The sequence below is a fragment of the Terriglobus sp. 2YAB30_2 genome, assembly GCF_052114765.1.
In the GTDB taxonomy this organism is placed as follows: Bacteria; Acidobacteriota; Terriglobia; order Terriglobales; family Acidobacteriaceae; genus Terriglobus.
In genome coordinates, this window is sequence record NZ_JBFRFJ010000022.1 from 18,847 (window position 1) to 37,497 (window position 18,651).

Annotated in this window: 16 protein-coding genes and 1 pseudogene; 6 read left to right on the forward strand and 11 right to left on the reverse strand. The window is 59.8% G+C overall.

What is annotated here, in order from left to right; all coding sequences use genetic code 11:
* Positions 1-20 precede the first annotated feature (20 nt).
* From AB4Y89_RS22430 to AB4Y89_RS22440, 3 genes are all read right to left on the reverse strand, one after another.
* A complete protein-coding gene (locus AB4Y89_RS22430) occupies positions 21-503 on the reverse strand; it encodes a lipocalin-like domain-containing protein (RefSeq protein ID WP_442303172.1) in 483 nt (160 codons plus the stop codon).
* Positions 504-549: 46 nt separating this feature from the next.
* Positions 550-1,113 (reverse strand): LysR substrate-binding domain-containing protein, encoded by a 564-nt coding sequence (locus AB4Y89_RS22435; protein ID WP_442303203.1) that lies wholly within the window; start codon positions 1,111-1,113, stop codon positions 550-552.
* Between the two features lie 295 nt (positions 1,114-1,408).
* Positions 1,409-2,230, reverse strand: coding sequence for an alpha/beta fold hydrolase (locus tag AB4Y89_RS22440; RefSeq protein WP_442303173.1), 822 nt, complete (start codon positions 2,228-2,230; stop codon positions 1,409-1,411).
* A gap of 377 nt (positions 2,231-2,607) precedes the next feature.
* Here AB4Y89_RS22440 and AB4Y89_RS22445 point away from each other — a divergent pair.
* Together AB4Y89_RS22445 and AB4Y89_RS22450 are read left to right on the forward strand one after the other, a co-directional pair.
* Positions 2,608-3,718 (forward strand): annotated as a pseudogene (locus AB4Y89_RS22445) (IS5 family transposase).
* 251 nt (positions 3,719-3,969) lie between these two features.
* Complete coding sequence (locus AB4Y89_RS22450; protein ID WP_442303174.1) at positions 3,970-5,034, forward strand: hypothetical protein; 1,065 nt, start codon at positions 3,970-3,972, stop codon at positions 5,032-5,034.
* A 536-nt stretch (positions 5,035-5,570) separates the two neighbouring features.
* Here the strand turns inward: AB4Y89_RS22450 and metH are convergent.
* Together metH and AB4Y89_RS22460 are read right to left on the reverse strand one after the other, a co-directional pair.
* On the reverse strand, positions 5,571-8,291 hold the full coding sequence (gene metH, locus AB4Y89_RS22455) for a methionine synthase (RefSeq protein ID WP_442303175.1): 2,721 nt from the start codon (positions 8,289-8,291) through the stop codon (positions 5,571-5,573).
* A gap of 2 nt (positions 8,292-8,293) precedes the next feature.
* Positions 8,294-9,412 (reverse strand): homocysteine S-methyltransferase family protein, encoded by a 1,119-nt coding sequence (locus tag AB4Y89_RS22460; RefSeq protein WP_442303176.1) that lies wholly within the window; start codon positions 9,410-9,412, stop codon positions 8,294-8,296.
* A gap of 485 nt (positions 9,413-9,897) precedes the next feature.
* On the opposite strand from AB4Y89_RS22460, the gene AB4Y89_RS22465 reads away from it, so the two are divergent.
* The 4 genes from AB4Y89_RS22465 (at position 9,898) to AB4Y89_RS22480 (ending at position 13,330) form a co-directional block, all read left to right on the forward strand.
* Positions 9,898-10,368, forward strand: coding sequence for a cupin domain-containing protein (locus tag AB4Y89_RS22465; RefSeq protein ID WP_442303177.1), 471 nt, complete (start codon positions 9,898-9,900; stop codon positions 10,366-10,368).
* Positions 10,369-10,791: 423 nt separating this feature from the next.
* Entirely contained in the window at positions 10,792-12,012 is a 1,221-nt protein-coding gene (locus AB4Y89_RS22470) for a helix-turn-helix domain-containing protein (RefSeq protein WP_442303178.1), read from the forward strand.
* 39 nt (positions 12,013-12,051) lie between these two features.
* Positions 12,052-12,690 (forward strand): Vgb family protein, encoded by a 639-nt coding sequence (locus tag AB4Y89_RS22475; RefSeq protein WP_442303179.1) that lies wholly within the window; start codon positions 12,052-12,054, stop codon positions 12,688-12,690.
* 199 nt (positions 12,691-12,889) lie between these two features.
* Positions 12,890-13,330: an REP-associated tyrosine transposase gene (locus AB4Y89_RS22480; RefSeq protein WP_442303180.1), complete on the forward strand. Its 441-nt coding sequence runs from the start codon at positions 12,890-12,892 to the stop codon at positions 13,328-13,330.
* 307 nt (positions 13,331-13,637) lie between these two features.
* Here the strand turns inward: AB4Y89_RS22480 and AB4Y89_RS22485 are convergent, their stop codons facing one another.
* The 6 genes from AB4Y89_RS22485 to AB4Y89_RS22510 are packed head-to-tail and all read right to left on the reverse strand — an operon-like array spanning position 13,638 to position 18,616.
* A complete protein-coding gene (locus AB4Y89_RS22485; RefSeq protein WP_442303181.1) occupies positions 13,638-14,066 on the reverse strand; it encodes a DUF2147 domain-containing protein in 429 nt (142 codons plus the stop codon).
* A gap of 8 nt (positions 14,067-14,074) precedes the next feature.
* Complete coding sequence (locus tag AB4Y89_RS22490) at positions 14,075-15,289, reverse strand: beta-ketoacyl-[acyl-carrier-protein] synthase family protein (protein ID WP_442303182.1); 1,215 nt, start codon at positions 15,287-15,289, stop codon at positions 14,075-14,077.
* The gene (locus tag AB4Y89_RS22495) at positions 15,286-15,582 is read right to left on the reverse strand and encodes an acyl carrier protein (RefSeq protein ID WP_442303183.1); all 297 of its coding nucleotides are present in this window, start codon (positions 15,580-15,582) and stop codon (positions 15,286-15,288) included. The genes AB4Y89_RS22490 and AB4Y89_RS22495 overlap by 4 nt, the downstream gene beginning before the upstream one ends.
* Positions 15,470-16,861: an NAD(P)/FAD-dependent oxidoreductase gene (locus AB4Y89_RS22500; protein ID WP_442303184.1), complete on the reverse strand. Its 1,392-nt coding sequence runs from the start codon at positions 16,859-16,861 to the stop codon at positions 15,470-15,472. Before AB4Y89_RS22500 ends, AB4Y89_RS22495 begins: the two co-directional genes overlap by 113 nt.
* Positions 16,858-17,568: a methyltransferase domain-containing protein gene (locus AB4Y89_RS22505; RefSeq protein ID WP_442303185.1), complete on the reverse strand. Its 711-nt coding sequence runs from the start codon at positions 17,566-17,568 to the stop codon at positions 16,858-16,860. Before AB4Y89_RS22505 ends, AB4Y89_RS22500 begins: the two co-directional genes overlap by 4 nt.
* A complete protein-coding gene (locus tag AB4Y89_RS22510) occupies positions 17,558-18,616 on the reverse strand; it encodes a type III polyketide synthase (protein ID WP_442303186.1) in 1,059 nt (352 codons plus the stop codon). Before AB4Y89_RS22510 ends, AB4Y89_RS22505 begins: the two co-directional genes overlap by 11 nt.
* Positions 18,617-18,651 lie beyond the last annotated feature (35 nt).

Below are 18,651 nucleotides of genomic sequence, written 5' to 3' on the forward strand. Positions count from 1 at the left end.
GCAAGTAATTAGCCACACCCCTACTTCACCCGCTTCAACACCGTCATCGGGATCGATCCATCCGGTCTTGCCGCGACCTTCCAGGAGAGAACATCTCCCTGCATCTCATAGGACCTCACAGCGGTGGTGTCATCCTGATTCGGAACCGAAGAGCGATTGATATGAAAGCTGATGGTGTGTTTCGTGTCATCGACTATATAGGTACCGAAGTGAACACTCATCTCGGTCGCAACCGCGCGATATTCCTCAGGCGTGCCTTTCAGTCTGTCCCCTGAGGCAAACTTCACGCGGTCTCCACGATAGATCTGTACGGAGTAATGTCCATCGGCAGTAAAGATCACCAGGCCGTGAGGATTCGGTCCATAGTCAGAGACGCGTGTGCCATCCGGCATCAGCTTATCCGCGGCAGTAAGAACCCATGTGCCAACGATGGAAGAGGTCTGTGCCATGCCGGAGAGCGGGGCAAGCAGAAGCGCAGTGAGCAAAAGCAAATACCGTTTCATCCCGCAACTCTAACAACGCGGCACAGCAAGAACAATTTGATTGTTCTCAAGCGACACGTGAGCTCTGTTTATGCTTCTTCGCGGTCTTCGCCTGCAAGGCCAGTGCTGACTGCACCGATTCCGTCAGCAGGATCTTCATGCGATCGACCGCGATACCTGTGGACTGCGGATTGCGATGAACCGTAACCGGCAGTGCACCAAGTGCAGGCAAACCGAAGAGCGATGCGGCTGAGACCAACCCCTCGGGAAGGCGCAACCCAGTCCGCGCGGTGATGCCGAGACCCGCAAGCAACGCGGCCCACAGGCCGTCGAGGCTGGGACTGCTGGCGGCGATGCGATACGGTGTTGTGGCCGTCTCCAGATGTTCGATGGCGCATCGGCGAAAGGCACACTGCGGCCCCAGCGCAGCCAGTGGCAGAGGATGATTCTGCGGAAGAGCAAAGGTGGAAGCCGCAATCCACACGATCTCAAGCTGTCCGATGGTCTCGGCTGCTGCCCGTGTCTCATGTCCGATCGCGACCGCGAGATCGATCTGCGATGCTTCCACCGCATCGGCCAGCGCCGCATTGCCTTCGATGCGCAGCTCGACCTGCATGCGCGGATACAGCAGGGCAAAGTGCGCTCCGCCGCCAGCGCCAGACTGCCAAGATCATTCGCAACGGTGAGGGTGCGCAGAGTATCGAGATCAAGCGTAAGCCGTGTAGCCATCGTGCGCGTAGTGTAGAGCATTTCTCCTGTTGCTGGGCATCCCGTGAGTACTGTGCAGTGACGTTTTCATTGAGGAAAACGCCCATAGATGCATAAGCCCTGCACTACACCTACAGGAGAAATACTCTAGCCGAAGGCAGGTAGAAATGGCCCATTCTCTCCCGGAACATGGGCCATTCTTCAATCATTCAATTTTCCTAGCTCTGAATAAACGCCAGCAGATCCGCATTGATCTGGTCTGCATAAATCTGCGCCATGCCGTGCGGATACCCGGGGTAGATCTTCAACTGGCTGTTCTTTACCAGCTTCGCCGTCAGCACACCGGCGTCAAGGTAAGGAACAATCTGGTCGTCATCGCCGTGCATTATCAGTGTGGGAATATCGATCTTCTTCAGGTCTTCTGTAAAGTCGGTCTCAGAGAAGGCTTTGATGCAGTCGTACTGCCCCTTGATGCCGCCCTGCATGCCCTGGTACCAGAAGTTCTTGCGCACACCTTCTGAGACCGCAGCGCCAGGGCGGTTGTAGCCATAGAAAGGAAGTGTCAGATCCATGTAGTACTGCGAGCGGTCATTCACCACTCCATTGCGGATCGCATCGAAGGCATCGATCGGCAACCCGCCGGGGTTCTTCTCGCTCTTCAGCATTACCGGAGGAACAGCGCCGATCAGTACGGCCTTGGCGACGCGGCTGGTGCCATGGCGGCCCAGATAGTGTGCCACCTCACCGCCACCGGTGGAGTGACCCACGAGTATGGCGCTCTTCAGATCGAGCGCCTCGAACGGAGCAGCCAAATCGTCGGCATACGTGTCCATCTCATTGCCATCCCATGTCTGGTCCGATCGTCCGTGGCTTCGGCGATCATGCGCGATGACGCGATATCCGCGCTCGCCGAGGAAGAGCATCTGCGCATCCCACGCATCGGCATTCAGCGGCCAGCCGTGCGAAAACACAACCGGGTGGCCGGAGCCCCAGTCCTTGAAGTAGATCGTGGTACCGTCTTTCACGGTGATGGTCTTCATAGTGGTCTCCATTCGTGGTTAGCGGTTGAAGGGGTTTGATTGTCCAGGGAAAGCACGTGGTCGCATCTTATTTAACGCCGGTGACAGATGCGTGTGCACCCACGGAGGGGCATAAAACCAGTCACACTTTCGTGTGGCTGATTGGAGATGCGGGCACAACTCTCGGTGTGTCTTCTGGTGGGAGCAGCGGGCTTTAGCCCGCTGATTTAGGCCTAGTAATACGTCGGGCTTTAGCCCTGGGCCTTTACTATCCGAGACGCAAGGCCCAGGGATAAAGCCCATTCTTTTCTTGATCCGATAACGGTGGGCTGAACAGGTTGCGGAAAAACTCGGGTGTGGTTTTGTTTTCCATCGCGCGAGGTGCTAGTAAGTAAGATATGCGAGGAGATTGGGAGCTTCAGTCTGCGATGTTTAGTTATGTGACGTTGGAACGTCGGGTTCCATCGGACCATCCTTTGCGGTCGATCCGAGTGCTTGTGGACCGTGCCCTTGTACGGATGGAGGCGACGTTGGGCGCGATGTACTCGCATACAGGCCGTCCTTCGGTAGCTCCGGAGAAGCTGTTGCGGACGCTTTTGTTGCAGGTTCTGTACAGCATCCCGAGTGAGCGCCGGATGATGGAGCAGTTGGACTATAACCTTCTGTTCCGCTGGTTCGTAGGACTGGAGATGGACGACGCGGTATGGGACGTGACGGTGTTCACCAAGAACCGTAACCGTCTGATCGAGGCCGAGGCGAGCCAGCGTATGTTGGAAGCGGTGATGATGGAAGCGCGGGAGAAGAAGCTGCTCAGCGAAGAGCACTTCACCGTGGACGGCACTCTGCTCCAAGCCTGGGCCTCGTGCCGGAGCTTCAAGGATAAGAAGGATCCGCCCGCTCCTGGCAAGGGTTCTGGACATAAGGGCGAGGTTCTGCTGCGCGATAAGGTGGAGTCCAGCACCGATCCCCAGGCGCGGTTGTACAAGAAGGCGACAGCGGATAAGGCGGTGCCCAGCTATCAGGGCCATGCGTTGATGGAGAACCGCAACGGTCTGGTGATCGCGGCTGAGGCCAGTCTCTCGGCTACGGTGGCGGAACGCGATATGGCGCTGATCCTGCTGGATCGGGCTGTACCTTCGCCAGACCAGCGCAAACCGGAGCATCAGAAGACGATCACGCTGGGAGCCGACACAGTATCAGGATGCGCAGTTCATAGAACAACTGCGCGGTCGCGAGGTCGCGCCCCATGTCAGTGAGTACACCAGCGGCCAGAACATGAGCAAGAACGCGCTGACGGAAGAGGAGCGACAGGACCCACGCTTCCAGATCAGTCAGAAGGCACGCAAGCGGATCGAACGAGTCTTCGGCTGGTCCAAGCTCGATCGAGGATTACGTCAAGTGAAGGTACGCGGTCTGGCCAAGGTGGACTTGTTCTACCGGCTGATGATCACCGCCTATAACTTGACCCGCTTGCGCAAGCTCATCCCCATCCAGGAGCAAGCATGCTAGGGCCGAAGTGTGTCTGGAGTGGCCAAAAAGCCTCTCCAGCACACCAAAACAACAGGCCAATCCACCTCACCAACGCTCAGCGGCGATAAAAAATTCATCAGAGGGCTCTCTTAGGGAGAAATAACCTAGTTTTTCCGCAACCTGTGAAGCCCACCGCTCCCACCCGCTTCATGAAACGCCTCAATTTCCAATTTGAAAATTGGAAATCTCCACCGTGATAGCTTGAAAACAGCGAAGGAGAATCTCAACGCTTGCCGTCGACCCCATCCGTATTCGCAACGTCGCAGACAGCTCTTCGCCGCCCCTCCTTCGATCCCGCCGGAGCTGTTACCGGAGTCGGCAGCCTGCCGCTCACTTCGCTTCCTGAAGCCCTGGAATCGGTGATTAGCTTCTCGCCGCAGGTACCCTTCTGGCCGCAGCTTCCGCAGCGCTCGGAACGTGAGGCTGCTATCGGGCAGGGCTTCGACTGTATCCGCCACCTGGTCGAGCCACGCACCGACGGTTATGGCTATGAGGTGAAGGAAGGCAGCATCGATGCCGTTATCGACGTTCTGCACAACGGCGACGGTTATCTCACCGAAGACAACGCCGCCGGCTTCTTCGCTTTGGAAGAGGCGCTAGAGTCGGGGCTCTTTCCCCAGGCCATCGCGGTTAAAGGACAGATCGAAGGTCCCATCACGCTGGCAGCCTTTCTCTTCTACAAAGGCCGGCCGTTTCTCTCTGATCCCGTGCTGTTCTCGTCGGTAGCCTTCCACGTCTCACAACTCATCTGCTGGCAGGCGAATCGGCTTCGTGCAACAAACCTCCCCGTGCTGTTGTTCGTCGATGAGCCGGGCCTGTGTCTCGAGATCCCCGGACTCCCCGAAGAGCATCGCCTCAGCGCTCTGGCGGCAATCCTCGACGATGCCCGCACGCGTGGCGTCTACGCCGGTCTGCACTGCTGCGCATCGCAACCCTTCGATCGTATGTTCCGCGTCAGGCCTGACATCCTCTCCTTCGATGCGCATGAAGGGCTGGAGTCATTCTTCAGTCATCCACAGGCGATGGACTTCGTGAATCAGGGAGGCACGGTCGCCTACGGCCTGGTGCCGACGAAGCGGCATCTCGACGCCATGGATGCTGCACAGATCTTTCTCCGCTGGCTTGAGTGCGCATCTCGCGTCGGCGATCCGCAGAAGCTTGCGCAACGGGCGATGATTACGGCGACCTGCGGGCTTGGTCTCCTGGAGCCTGAGTCAGTGCCGCAGTCCTTCACTGTTTCCCACGGAGTCAGCAAGCTGGTACGAAGCCTCGCGGGGTTGCCGGACGAGGGATAGGTTTAGCCCATACTCTGGGTGCCCCATCCATCGCCACTCACCCCGACGAACGAAGTTTCGTCGGGGACCCCGATACGCGATGGGTGGGACATTCGAGCGAAGCTCGAATCGTCTTTTTTGTTTTGTCTTCGTCCCGTAGTGCGGATTAGATCTTCGCTGGACACATGCCCTCAGCGGCTAAAGCCGCACTGCTTTTTGCTCCGATACGGCATGGCTAAAGCCATGCCCTTAAGCGAGACATCGCGCTGCGCGCGAACGGATGTAGCGGATGGTGTTTTGCTGTATTGTTCTGTTGCGCGCACCGCAACGATTTCGCACCGAGGGTGCGAATGCCTTGCTTAAGGGCACGGCTTTAGCCGTGCCGTATCAGCGCGAGAAGAAACGCGGCTTTAGCCGCTGAGGTACATATCTGGGTTCCAACGAGTATCGCGTATACCGGCGACCTCATTTTCGTTTGTCATTTCGCAGCGACCAAAGGGAGCGGAGAAATCTGCTTCTCTACCAATACCTTCTCTTCTCGCTACATCAAACGCCGACTATCTCTCAGGATCGTAGTTCAGATTCGGCCCCAACCACCGCTCGACTTCACTCAACGTCATGCCCTTACGCTCGCTGTAATCCTGCGCCTGATCGCGATCGATCTTCCCGACACTGAAATACCGCGACTCCGGATGTCCGAAGTAAATTCCGCTGATGCTCGACCCCGGCCACATCGCGTACGACTCCGTGATCATAATGCCGGTCTTCGCCTGCACATCCATCAGCTTCCAGATGGTGCCCTTCTCCGTATGGTCAGGGCTCGCGGGATACCCAGGCGCCGGGCGAATGCCGCGATACTCTTCCTGGATCATCTCTTCGTTGGTGAGATTCTCCTCGCAGCCATAGCCCCACTCCTCGCGCACACGCTTGTGCAGGCATTCGGCAAAGGCCTCGGCCAGACGATCGGCCAGAGCCTCCGCCATGATGGCGCTGTAATCATCATGATCCGCCTTGAAGCGGTCGCAGAGCTCGCGCAAACCAATGCCGCTGGTGACGGCAAAGGCGCCGACGTGATCCGGCAGCCCCGTCTCCTTCGGTGCGACAAAGTCTGACAGGCAGCGGCACGGCTCCTTGCCTTCGCGATTCACCTGCTGACGAAGGAAGTAGAAGCGGTCCAGCACCGTGGAGCGTGTCTCATCGGCGTACAGCTCAACATCATCACCGACAGCGTTGGCAGGGAACAGGCCATACACCGCGCGCGCCGTAATCAGCTTGCCGTCAATGATCTTGTCCAGCAGGGCATTGCCCTCGGTGAAGATCTGCCTGGCTTGAGCGCCCTGCTTCTCATCATCCAGAATGCGGGGATAGATCCCCTTCAGACCCCACGCATGGAAGAACGGCGACCAGTCGATAAACTTGCGCAGTTCTTCGAGCGGGAAGTTATCCAACATGCGAACGCCGGTAAATGCAGGCTGCGAGATATCCTCCGCACGCCACTCAATCGGTGTACGACGCGCACGCGCGGCTTCGATCGGCACAGCCTTCAGCTTCGGTGCAGCGTGAGCCTTACGCACGCCCTCATACTCCGCGCGATGCTGATCGATGAAGCTCTGCCGGCCCTCTTCGCTCAGCAGGCTGGTGGTTACCGGCACAGCGCGGCTTGCGTCCAGAACGTGCACCACCGGCTCGCTGTAGTGCGGAGCGATCTTGATCGCTGTATGCGCGCGGCTGGTTGTTGCGCCGCCGATCAGCAGCGGAATCTTGAAGTTCTGCCGCTCCATCTCGCGGGCGACATGCACCATCTCATCGAGCGACGGAGTAATCAGGCCGCTCAGACCGATGATGTCGGCGCGGATCTCCTTGGCGCGCTCGAGGATCTTTTCGGCAGGCACCATCACGCCCATGTCGATGACCTCGTAGTTGTTGCAGGCCAGCACCACGCCGACGATGTTCTTGCCGATATCGTGTACGTCGCCTTTGACAGTGGCCAGTACAATCTTGCCCTGCGTCTTTACCTCGATACCGGCAGCGGCCATCGCTTCTTTCTCGGCTTCCATGAAGGGCGTCAGATACGCGACAGCCTTCTTCATCACGCGGGCCGACTTCACCACCTGCGGCAGAAACATCTTGCCGGCCCCGAACAGATCGCCCACGATGCCCATGCCCGCCATCAGCGGACCCTCAATCACCAGCAGCGGACGGCCCAGCTTTGCGCGCGCCTCTTCCGTATCGCCGGCGATATAAGTGTCGATGCCTTTCACCAGAGCATGCGCCAGCCGGTCTTCGACAGTGCCGTTGCGCCACTCCTCGGTCTTCTTCTCGATGGTGGCGCCGCCGGACGCGGACGAGGCCTTCAACTGCTCGCCAAAGTCGACCAGGCGCTCCGTGGCGTCGGGCCTGCGGTTCAGCAGGACGTCTTCGACCAGTTCCTTCAGCTCGGGCGCAATCTCTTCGTACACCTCCAGCATGCCGGCGTTGACGATGCCCATGTCCATACCGGCTGCAATGGCGTGGTAGAGGAAGGCAGCGTGCATCGCCTCGCGGACCTTGTTGTTGCCGCGGAAGCTGAACGAGATGTTGGAGACGCCGCCGCTCACCTTCGCATGCGGCAGGTTCTGCTTGATCCAGCGGGTCGCGTTGATGAAGTCGACCGCGTAGTTGTTGTGCTCCTCCATGCCGGTCGCAACCGTCAGGATGTTGGGATCGAAGATGATGTCTTCAGGCGCGAAGCCAACCTCGTTCACCAGAATGCGATACGCACGCTCGCAGATGCGGATCTTGTCTTCGTAAGTCGCCGCCTGGCCCTGTTCATCAAAGGCCATCACAACCACGGCGGCACCGTAGCGCTGCACCGTCGCGGCATTCTTGCGGAACTTCTCCTCACCCTCTTTCAGCGAGATGGAGTTCACGATGCCCTTGCCCTGCAGGCACTTCAGGCCGGCAACGATGACCTCCCACTTGGAGGAGTCGACCATGAACGGAACCTTGGCGACCTCGGGTTCGCTGGCCAGTAACAGCAGAAAGCGGGACATGGCGGCGACGCCGTCAATCATGCCCTCGTCCATGCAGATATCGATGACGTTGGCGCCGTTCTCCACCTGCTGGCGAGCGACACTGACGGCCTCTTCGTATTTGCCCTCTTTGATCAGCTTGGCAAACTTCGGCGAGCCGGCGACGTTGGTGCGCTCGCCGATCATGATGAAGACGCCGGGCTGCTGGGTGAAGGGCTGCGATCCTGAGAGGCGAAGAGGTTTTGATTCTGTCGTGTCGATACTCATCCTCAGGCTCCCACGGCCTCGGTTTCATGTTCCTGGTGATGCGGCTCCAGGCTGCGCGGTTCCAGGTGTGCCAGAGCTTTGGCGATGGCTGCGATGTGCTCCGGTGTGTTGCCGCAGCATCCGCCGGCGATATTGATCAGTCCACCCCTGGCGAAGTCGCCAAGATATCGGCCCATATCGGCGGGTTCGAGATCGAAGCCCGTGGGCGAAAGCGGATTCGGCAGACCTGCGTTCGGATACGCCGAGATAGCCACGTCAGCCTTGCCGGAAAGCTCTTCCAGGAACGGATACATCAGATCCGGGCCAAGCGAGCAGTTCAGGCCCACCGACAACGGCTTCACATGCTTGACCGCATTCCAGAAGGCCTCAACCGTCTGTGCGGAGATCATCGTCTCACCGCCCCGGCCAACCGCGGCAGAGATCATGATGGGCAGCTTCTTGCCGTCCTCCTCAAATACTTCCTGAATGGCGACTAGTGCCGCCTTAGCATTCAGTGAGTCGAAGATGGTCTCCACCAGCAGCAGATCGACTCCGCCGGCAATCAGGGCGCGCACCTCTTCCGCGTACGCCTTCTTCACCTGGTCGAAGGTCACGACGCGGAAGCCGGGATCATCCGCATCCGGCGAGTTTGAAAGCGAGACGGTCAGCGGACCGATGGCTCCGGCAACAAAGCGCTGCCGGCCGGTGTCATTGCCGACCCGGTCGGCCCACTCACGGCACTGCCGCGCCGACTGCTCATTGATCTCCCACGCAAGCGCGCTCAGCGAAGCGTCGTCGATGATCTTCTGGTAGAACTCCGGGTCCTTGCGGCCGCCGTGCTCACGCGGATCGTCGACAAAGAACTCGCTCTGGGCAATGCTGGTGGCGCCAAAGGTGTTGGTCTCAATGATGTCGGCGCCGGCTTCGAGGAAGCGGCGATGAATATCGCCGATCATCTCCGGCTGTGTCAGCGAGAACAGATCACCGTTGTTCAGCAGGTCTTTGGTGGCATTCTTGAAGCGCTCCCCACGGATATCGGCTTCCTTCATCCCGTAGGTGCGAATGGTGGTGCCCATCGCTCCATCGATGATGGCGATCCGATTTTCCAGAATCTTCTGAAGAGGATGCTGTGGATTGGTCATAGCTTCCGAATGCCCCCATATCCTGACCCACGCAACGGCGTCTGTGGGCCACTCTTCATTATCTCATTCATGGCAAGTGCGGGTCGCAGCCCCATACGTCATGAGGTGATTGGGTGGGAGCAGCGGGCTTCAGCCCGCTGATTAATACCCAACATTACGTCGGGCTTTAGCCCTGGGCCTTTCTGTCCATCACAGCAAAAGGCCCAGGGCTAAAGCCCAATTCTTTACAAGCCCACATCGGCGGGCTGAAGCCCGCCGCTCCCACCCAGTTCCCGGTCCCCGCGAATCGTCTTTTTGTTTGTCATTTCGTAGCGAAGCGGAGAAATCCGCTTTTCTACCCCTATCTCTTCGGTAGAGAAGCAGATTTCTCCGCTCCCTTCGGTCGCTGCGAAATGACAAAACAAGAGGGAGTGCCGGCGCCCCAATCAACCCAACCCCAATCCTCCTGATCTAGGATGGTCTCGTCACAAAAAAGGAGCACGACAATGAAGCTTGAGATTCGCAGCATTGCGGCGGCCGTCCTGCTGACCGCAGTCTCTTCCTTGGCGCAGAACAAGGCCCCAGAGGCCGCCCCCACCGCCGTTGGTGTCGAGAAGACCTCTATCCTCGGTCCCACGGTGTTCAAGTTCGACCAGTTGCCGGTCACGAAGAACGCCACCGGCGAGGTCCGCTCCGTGGTCAAGCAGCCGACAGCCACCGTCGATCAACTGGAGATGCACATCACCACGCTGAACCCCGGCCAGACCTCACACCCCGCGCATCGTCACGTGAACGAAGAGCTCATCATCATGGACAGCGGCGAGTGCGAGACGCTCTCAGACGGCAAGTGGATCAAGGTGACCAAGGGCGACATCATCTTCAACGCCTCGAACAGCCTCCACCAGTTCCGCAACGTCGGTAAGACTCCAGCACAGTACCACGTCATCAACTGGTCGCCGAATAAGGACCAGAAGTAGATCAGGACACAACTCTGCGTGGCTGCCGCCAGAAGCGTACGGCCAGCAGAGTCAGTGAAGCAGCAAACAGCAGCTCCAACACCGGCTTGGCTTGCGTAGCGATCGACATCGCCGCGCCGGCTCCCATCCATACCGCAAGATACGCGGCTATGCATAACGGACACTTCGGTAGTAGCACCAACAACACACCAGAACCTGCGGATGCGCCTGCGCCTTTCCACCACCGCCGCAACATGCCGTGTTGTGAAACCGCACGGCAGCAAGCCATGGTCTGGTGCGGCGCTTGAGCGTTGTTGGTTCTCCGTAAGCAATTCATCCTTCACCTCACATCCGACTAACCACCACACTGGGTGCCCCATGCCATGAGATAGATTTACCGCAGGGCAAACGCGGGGTGGGAGTGACAACTGTGGCGGGATTCCGATGGACTCATTGATCACAGCCGCAGCCCGTGCCCTCGCCGCCGGCGACCCCCTCGGAGCCCTGAAACGCATCGCCCTCCGCGACGACCCACCGGCCCTCGCCCTCCGCGGCATCGCCATGGCTCAGCTCGGTGACCTCGCCCGGGCAAAGCTGTTGCTACGCAACGCCGCCCGCTCCTTCGGTCCCAGGGAAGCCGTCGCCCGCGCCCGCTGCCTGGTCGCCGAGACCGAGATCGCGCTGGCCTCGCGTGACCTGGGTTGGTCTGCAAGGACGCTCGATGCGGCAAGAGCCGTGCTGGAAGAACACGGCGACCAACTCAACGCCGCCCACGCACGCTACCTCGAAGTCCGCCGGCTGTTGCTGATCGGCCGCCTCGACAACGCCGAGGAGCTGCTCTCCACACTCGACCCCGCACCTCTCCCGCCCACCCTGCGGACCGTGCATGAACTGGCCGCCGCAGGCATCGCCCTCCGCCGCTTGCAGACCAGGCCGGCCCGCGCCGCACTCACCCGCGCGGAACAGGCAGCTCGCCAGGCACGCATTCCCATGTTGCTCGCGGAAGTAGAAAACGCCTGGAGCGCTCTGAAGACACCCGCCGCACGCCGCATCGCCGGCGGCGAGGAATGTCCATTACTGCTGGAAGAGGTCGAGGCTCTGTTCGCCTCAAAGACCGTAGTCGTAGACGCCTGCCGTTATGCTGTGCGCAGCGGCAGCACGGTCATCTCGCTGACCAGCCGGCCAGTGCTCTTCGCGCTCGCACAGGCTCTCGGAGAAGCCTGGCCCGGCGATGTCTCACGCGATGTGTTGCTGGCACGAGCCTTCGGCACCAGGTGGGTGGACGAATCGCTCCGCGGCCGCCTGCGCGTGGAGATCGGCAGGTTGCGCCGCATGCTCCGCCCTGTCGCCGGCATCCATGCAACCAAGAAGGGCTTTGCCTTCTCCCTTCCACACCCGCGCGAGGTCGTGGTGTTGGCAAGGCCGGTCGAAGAAGAACATGCCGCGGTGTTAGCCTTTTTGGCGGACGGGGAATCGTGGTCCAGCTCGGCGCTGGCGCTTGCCATGGGAACCAGTCAACGCACCGTGCAGCGCGCGCTGGACTCATTGGCGGCATCGGGCAAGACACAGTGGTTCGGACACGGCCGCGCCCGCCGCTGGATGACGCCGCCACTGCCGGGATTCACGACCACGTTGTTACTCCCATCCCCTCTGCCAGGTGACTAGTATCAAGGCAACTAGTATCTAGCTGACGAGGATTGCCCCATGAACCGAAGCAAAGCAGAGATCGTCCGCGAGTACGGCCCATTCCCGGGCGTTGACCAGGTCCACGGAGTGACCTTCGACGGCAGCAACATCTGGTTCGCCGCCGGCGGCAGCATCAATGCCCTCGATCCAATAAGCGGAGAGACGGTTCGCACCCTCGACGTCGCCGGACACGCCGGGACCGCCTTCGACGGCAAGCATCTCTTCCAGATCGCCGAAGACCGCATCCACAAGATCGACCCCGCCACCGGCACGGTGCTCGCAACCATTCCCGCCCCCGGTGGCGGTGGAGACTCAGGCATGGCCTGGGCCGAGGGCTCACTCTGGGTAGGGCAATACCGCAGCCGCAAGATCCACCAGGTCGACCCCGAGACCGGCAAGGTGCTCCGCGTCATCGAATCCAACCGCTTCGTCACCGGCGTGACGTGGGTCGATGGCGAGTTATGGCACGGCACCTGGGAGGGCGACGAAAGCAACCTGCGCCACATCGACCCAAAGACGGGAGAAGTGCTGGAACAGATCGAGATGCCCCAGGGCACAGGCGTCTCCGGCCTTGAGTCCTACGGCAGCGACCAGTTCTACTGCGGCGGCGGCGGCAGCGGCGTCATCCGCGCCGTGCGCAGGAAGGCGAAGAAGTAGTTGGTGAGTTTGGGCACTCAATCTCCAGATGATCCTCTACATCGACTCAACCAGCCGTTGCGCGGAGCGCGACCATTTCGCACCGCAGGGGCGAATGCCTTGCTTAAGGGCACGGCTTCAGCCGTGCCGTACCGGGTGCCGCAAGACACGCGGCTTTAGCCGCTGAGGGCAATCGTCAACGTCAAATACAATTCACGTTATGGCGATCCCGACACGTACCGCGAGACCCGGGACGTACTTCGTCACATCCCTAGTAGCTAATCGACGTAGGGTCTTTCAAGTTACGCACAATGCCGAGTTGCTTCTTGAAACCTTGGACCATTACCGTGAGAACTACCTTCTACACGCGTACGTCGTGATGCCCGACCATATTCATCTGCTGCTGACTCCGACGCAGATTACGCTCGAACGAACAATGCAACTGATCAAGGGAGGGTTCTCTCATCGCTTCCATGCATCGCAACCTGTATGGCAGCGAGGATTTACGGACCATCGGATTCGGGATGCAGAGGGCTATGCGATGCGCCTCGAATACATTGCACAGAATCCTGTGCGAGCTAGACTGTGTGCAACTGCGGAGGAGTATCCGTATTCTTCCGTCAATCCAACGATTCGGTTGGACGAGTACCTCAGCGGCTAAAGCCGCGCTCTCATTCAGGGCTACGGCACGGCTGAAGCCGTGCCCTTAAGCAAAACATTCGCGCGTTCGCGCGAACGGAGAAACGACTCTCGAGAATTATTCTCAACGTTCTGACGTTGCAACTTGTTTGAAGCTTTAGACCGCGGTGCTCAATCTCCAGATGATCCTCTACATCGACTCAACCAGCCGTTGCGCAACGCGCAACCATTTCGCACCGCAGGTGCGAATGCGTTGCTTAAGGGCACGGCTTCAGCCGTGCCATATAAAAGCCGCAAAACACGCGGCTTCAGCCGCTGAGGTACCGCACTCACACACAAGCATTCACATTCCCCGGCCTGCTCCACACCTCAGTCCTTCCAAACAACTTGATTCCCACATACCCCCGCAGCTCCAGCCGATCTCCATTCCGCATCATCGACCCGTGATACGTCCTGCCCGACTTCGGATCATAGAGATAGCCACCATCCGCATGGTTCTGGTCAGAGAGATGAAACCCATGTCCGATCACCAGGCCACACAGAGGCTGTTTGCGCTTTGCCGCATCCGGATTGTGGCTGTCGAAGGGCGTCGGCGCCTGGCGGCTGACCGCAATCAACCGCGCACATAGCTCCTGTCCGCACGGTGCAATGCGGATAACGGACCCAGTGGGATCCGTCCAGTCACCCAGAACACCGGGCTGCTCGGCCTGCAGCGTGGCCGCAATCACCAGGAAAAGACCTGCAATCAGTTTCAACATAGACCACCTCAAACCGAGCGAAAGGCCAGAACAGCATTGAGCCCGCCAAAGGCGAAGGAGTTGGAGAGTGCGAGCACCGGTTCACTGGTTCGTTCTATTCCCCGCGTTTCTCCGGTAATCACATCGAGCGCGAGCGCAGGATCGATCTCGCTCTCATGTGCTGTCTGCGGCAGCTCACCATGCTGTAACGCAAGCACGGTCGCAACTGCCTCCAGCGCTCCGGAGGCGCCCATCGCATGGCCATGCATCGACTTGGTAGAACTCACCGGAATTTTGCCGGCATCCTCCGCAAAGACCATGTGGATCGCCTCTGCCTCTATTCCATCGTTGGCAATGGTCCCCGTACCGTGCGCATTGATGTAGCGCACAGGCGCGCGCAGATCGCCGCAATCCAGCAGCGCACTGCGCATCGCGGTGGCCGGTCCGCTGGGTGCAGGCTGTGTGATGTGCCGCGCATCCGAAGACATACCGAAGCCGACGATCTCTCCCAGCACCTGCGCTCCTCTCCGCACCGCGCTCTCCATCTCCTCCAGAACCATCACAGCCGAGCCTTCGCCCAGGGTCATGCCGTCGCGGTCTTTGGCGAAGGGACGGCAGAAGGTCGGCGAGACCACACGCAGGCTGTTCCATGCCCGCAGAAAGCCGAAGGTCAGCGGAGCATCATGACCGCCGGTGATCGCAGCATCCACCATGCCGGAGCGCACCATGTGAAAGGCCTGGCCAATGGCGTGCGTCGCCGAAGCGCAAGCAGTGGAGACGGTATAGGAGGGGCCAGTGATGCCATACTCCATCGAGACCAGGCTGGTTCCCGCATTGGCCATCGCACGCGGCACGGTGAGTGGATGAACGCGCGCGCCCTGTGTATATAGCTTCTCCAGCGCCGGCTCTTCCGCCGTCCTGCCGCCGGCAGAGCACCCGAAGACAACGGCAATCCGGCTGCCGTCGAGCGTAGCCGGCAGGCCAGACTGCTCGATTGCTTCGTGTGCCGCTACGAGGGCAAACTGCGACGACCGCTCGGAGAGCAGCATCTGGTCCGGCGAGAGCAGCTTCTCGGGCTGGAAGTCATCCACCCGCGCCGTGCAGCAGAAGGTCAACCCCACCTGCTCTTCGTCGGAGAGAGAACGAAAGCCGTCACTGCCCTCGCGCAGCGCGCGGAAGAACTTATCCGTGCCGATGCCGATGGAGGTGACACAGCCCATGCCCGTAATGGCAACACGTCTCATGCGGTGCTCGTTTGGGAATCAGGAGTGAGAGGCTTTGCCTCGACTGCCTGGTGAATGGCCGCCGCCATCGCGCCAATGTTATCGATCGTTGCCAGCGCGCTCTCCGGAATGGCGATGTCGTAGGCCTCTTCCACATCGAAGGCCAGCGTCACCTTATCCAGCGAGTCCAGCCCGATCTCTTCAAACGTCGAAGCAGGTGAAAGCGTCTCCGGCGAAACCTTCTTGGCCGCGGCGATCAGTTGGATGCAGTGTTGCTGGATTTTTTCCAGTTGCCGAATCGTTTCTATCTCCATCAGATATCTCCTGCACAGCGGTGAAATGAGGGGTACGACGAAGTACGTTGACTGTCACGGAGCATTTTTCCTGTAGGTGTATTGCAGGGCTTGTGCATCTATGGGCGTTTTCCGCAATGAAAACGCCGCTGCACGCTCCTCCCGGGATACCCAGCAACAGGAAAAATGCTCTAATCTTCACAAAGTGTGATGGAACCCGGGTCCATGAGGCAATCCACGCCATCGCGCCGGGATAAAGACGAAGCGCCTGTGCCAGCGCCGGTATGGAGACCATACACCGCGAGAGCGCAGTACCAAATCGTACGGGCCGCTTCAGTTGCCGCGCCAGCAGCGCCTGATACGCACGCGCCGTCACGCCGTGACGATATGCATCCGCGGCGAGAAAGGCGGAGTGCAGCGCAATCGACATGCCGTCACCGGTGAACGACGGCATCACCGCGCCTTGATCGCCGAGATACCACGGGCCATCTTCTGTTGCCGTTCGCCGATACCCATACGGAATTGATGACAGCGTAATCGGCCTGGAACGTAACTGCGTTGCGCCCGCAAGTCTGCTTGCTAAATGAGCTGACGATGTCATGGCATGTGTGAGTACGCGGTCCCACTCAGCTGCACTGCGTTTCAGCTCGGACTTCGTGAGCAACAGGCTGAGGTTGGCGCAGCCCTCTCCAACAAGTTGCAGCCCGGCATAGCCGCCGGGGAAGAGAATCAGCTCCACCCAGCCACGCAGGTGCTGCTCTTGTTCTGCGGACAGCCGGAAGTACATCTTGAAAGCGACAAGGTCGTTCTGCGAGCCGCCGTTACGTTTCCGCCCACGAAGATCGTACTTACCCGTGGCGACGAAGGCATCCTTCGATGTTTGTTCAGCGCCGTCGCTAAGACGTACGCGCCATTCGCCAGGTGCGCCCGTAAGTTGCTCTACACTTGTTCCCCGCACGACAGCAACGCCACTTTCAGACGCACGCTGCAGCAGGCACTCATCGACGATGCGGCGAGGAAGAGAGAGACCAGGGAAGGGGAGTGCACACTCGGCCAGAACATCCCTCGCCGCCAGCCGGACTCGATCGATCGTGACCGCTCCAAGTACACGCAGATCGACCCCTAGAGCAGCAAGATAGCGAGCTCCTTCTTCGCTGAAGAACTCACCGCACATCTTGTCTTGCGCTGCAGCTGTCTTCTCAAACAGCATCACGGTACGGCCTTGCCCGGCGAGCAACGTGCCCAGCGCCGCGCCGGCAGGTCCTCCTCCGGCGACGATGACATCGAGCATCGCGCTCATAACTTCCGCCTAGAAACACACAGCCGGGCAAACGGTTTTTCTTCAATGCGAATCTCGCTCATCGGAAGCCCTGCGGCGGAACACATACGCTGCCAGTCCTCCGCCAGAAATGCTCTGCGGACCGATATCGGCCCGTCATGACGCACGAAGCGATGCCAGCGCAGGGCCCAGGCCAGCACCTTGAAGCTGTAATACGCCTTGGCGCTGCGGCGAAGATCGTTGATAAGCCATCCGCCGGTGGCCGTCGCCTCCATCCATGCCAGGAGGCGCACGATCTGATCTTCGGTCAGATGATGTGTCAGCAACGAGCTGACGATCAGCGTTGCAGGCCCCTGATACGTGAACACATCGCCGGTCATCCACGCAATGGCAGAGTCCTTCGGCGTGAACTCCTTCGCCGCCTGGGCCGCATGCGGATTCAGATCGATTCCTGTCAGGTGCACGCCACGCCGGCGGGCTGTCTCCGAAGCTTCCACCGCGCGCAGCAGGCCTCCGCCGCCGCTGCCCACATCCAGCAGATGAACCGGTCCGTTGCAGTGCTGCAGCGACTCCTCAATCCATGCAAGCGAAGGCGTGTACCCCCCCAGCACACGGTTCACCTCTTCCAGGTCGCGCAGGCATTCGCGAAACGTTGGATAGGAACATGGTTCATCCATCCACTCCGAAATGTGAGCGCGCTGGGTGAAGTCCTTCCGTTCAGACCGCATGGAACTCCATCGTCTCCGCCGTGAGCCCCGGGCCAAACGACATCGCCAGACCTTTCTCTCCTGCCTGTGCCGAGCGCATCAGCTCCTCCAGAACAAACATCACCGTCGCGGAAGACATATTGCCATAACTGCGCAGCACATGACGCGACGCGGTCAGCGCTTCAGCCGGAAGTCCAAGTCCGTGCTCCACCGCATCCAGAACGGAGTTGCCGCCGGGATGAATCGCCCAGAGCGAAGTACCGTTGTTTGCAAGTTCTCCGCCAGCCTGCCGAAGCCACTTCTCAATCTCACCTGGCACCTGTCCTGAGAGATGCATCAGGAAGCCTCCATCGCCGATACGCCAGGTGATCAGATCCCGGGTGCCATCGACCATCACGGTGCGGAACGCATCGATAGCCAGACCGCCGGGCTCGGCCGAGATCAAGCTGACAGCGCAGCCATCGCCGAAGATCAGGAACGACAGCACCTCAGCCAGATCCTGTGACTCTTGCAGATGCAGTGTGCACAGCTCCAGGTTGACCAGCAGAACACTCTCATCCGGTGCGGAGCGGACAATGTGCTGCGCCTGACGCAGGCCGTTGATGGCGGCATAGCAGCCCATGAACCCGACCATCGTCCGCGAGACCTCGCGCGACAGACCGAGATAGTCGATGATCGCGAAGTCCAGCCCCGGCGCATAGTGGCCGGTGCATGAGGTCACGATCACATGGCGAATGCGGCCGCGTTCCGCCTGCGTCAGATTCAGCCGGTCAAGCGCTTTGTAAAGCAGCCGCGGAGCCCAGCGTTCATAGACACGCATACGCTCCTCGGTGCCCGGAAAGCTGTTGAGCTGGTAGAACTCATGCGCATTCACCGCATCGTCCGCAAAGGGCGGGACAACCTGCAGTACGGAGTAGCGGCGATCGATCTCTGCCTTCGCCGCCATGCGATGAAAGAGTGACCGTGCGCGGTCATCCTGCAGCAGTTTGCCGGCAAAGGCGACGAAGGCTCCATGGACCTCATGCTCCGGAGCCGCTGTTGCAATGCGATGAATGAAAGCCTGGGTCACGATGTCTCAGTATCTTAGACGCTCGCCTTTTAGCG

Excerpts from the sequence above, each read along its gene's own strand:
- AB4Y89_RS22490 (WP_442303182.1), bottom strand. The coding sequence starts at position 15,289 with ATGAGACGTGTTGCCATTACGGGCATGGGCTGTGTCACCTCCATCGGC.
- AB4Y89_RS22475 (WP_442303179.1), top strand. The coding sequence starts at position 12,052 with ATGAACCGAAGCAAAGCAGAGATCGTCCGCGAGTACGGCCCATTCCCG.
- AB4Y89_RS22495 (WP_442303183.1), bottom strand. The coding sequence starts at position 15,582 with ATGGAGATAGAAACGATTCGGCAACTGGAAAAAATCCAGCAACACTGC.
- AB4Y89_RS22470 (WP_442303178.1), top strand. The coding sequence starts at position 10,792 with ATGGACTCATTGATCACAGCCGCAGCCCGTGCCCTCGCCGCCGGCGAC.
- AB4Y89_RS22440 (WP_442303173.1), bottom strand. The coding sequence starts at position 2,230 with ATGAAGACCATCACCGTGAAAGACGGTACCACGATCTACTTCAAGGAC.
- AB4Y89_RS22430 (WP_442303172.1), bottom strand. The coding sequence starts at position 503 with ATGAAACGGTATTTGCTTTTGCTCACTGCGCTTCTGCTTGCCCCGCTC.
- AB4Y89_RS22505 (WP_442303185.1), bottom strand. The coding sequence starts at position 17,568 with ATGCGGTCTGAACGGAAGGACTTCACCCAGCGCGCTCACATTTCGGAG.
- metH (WP_442303175.1), bottom strand. The coding sequence starts at position 8,291 with ATGAGTATCGACACGACAGAATCAAAACCTCTTCGCCTCTCAGGATCG.
- AB4Y89_RS22485 (WP_442303181.1), bottom strand. The coding sequence starts at position 14,066 with ATGTTGAAACTGATTGCAGGTCTTTTCCTGGTGATTGCGGCCACGCTG.
- AB4Y89_RS22460 (WP_442303176.1), bottom strand. The coding sequence starts at position 9,412 with ATGACCAATCCACAGCATCCTCTTCAGAAGATTCTGGAAAATCGGATC.
- AB4Y89_RS22465 (WP_442303177.1), top strand. The coding sequence starts at position 9,898 with ATGAAGCTTGAGATTCGCAGCATTGCGGCGGCCGTCCTGCTGACCGCA.
- AB4Y89_RS22500 (WP_442303184.1), bottom strand. The coding sequence starts at position 16,861 with ATGAGCGCGATGCTCGATGTCATCGTCGCCGGAGGAGGACCTGCCGGC.
- AB4Y89_RS22480 (WP_442303180.1), top strand. The coding sequence starts at position 12,890 with ATGGCGATCCCGACACGTACCGCGAGACCCGGGACGTACTTCGTCACA.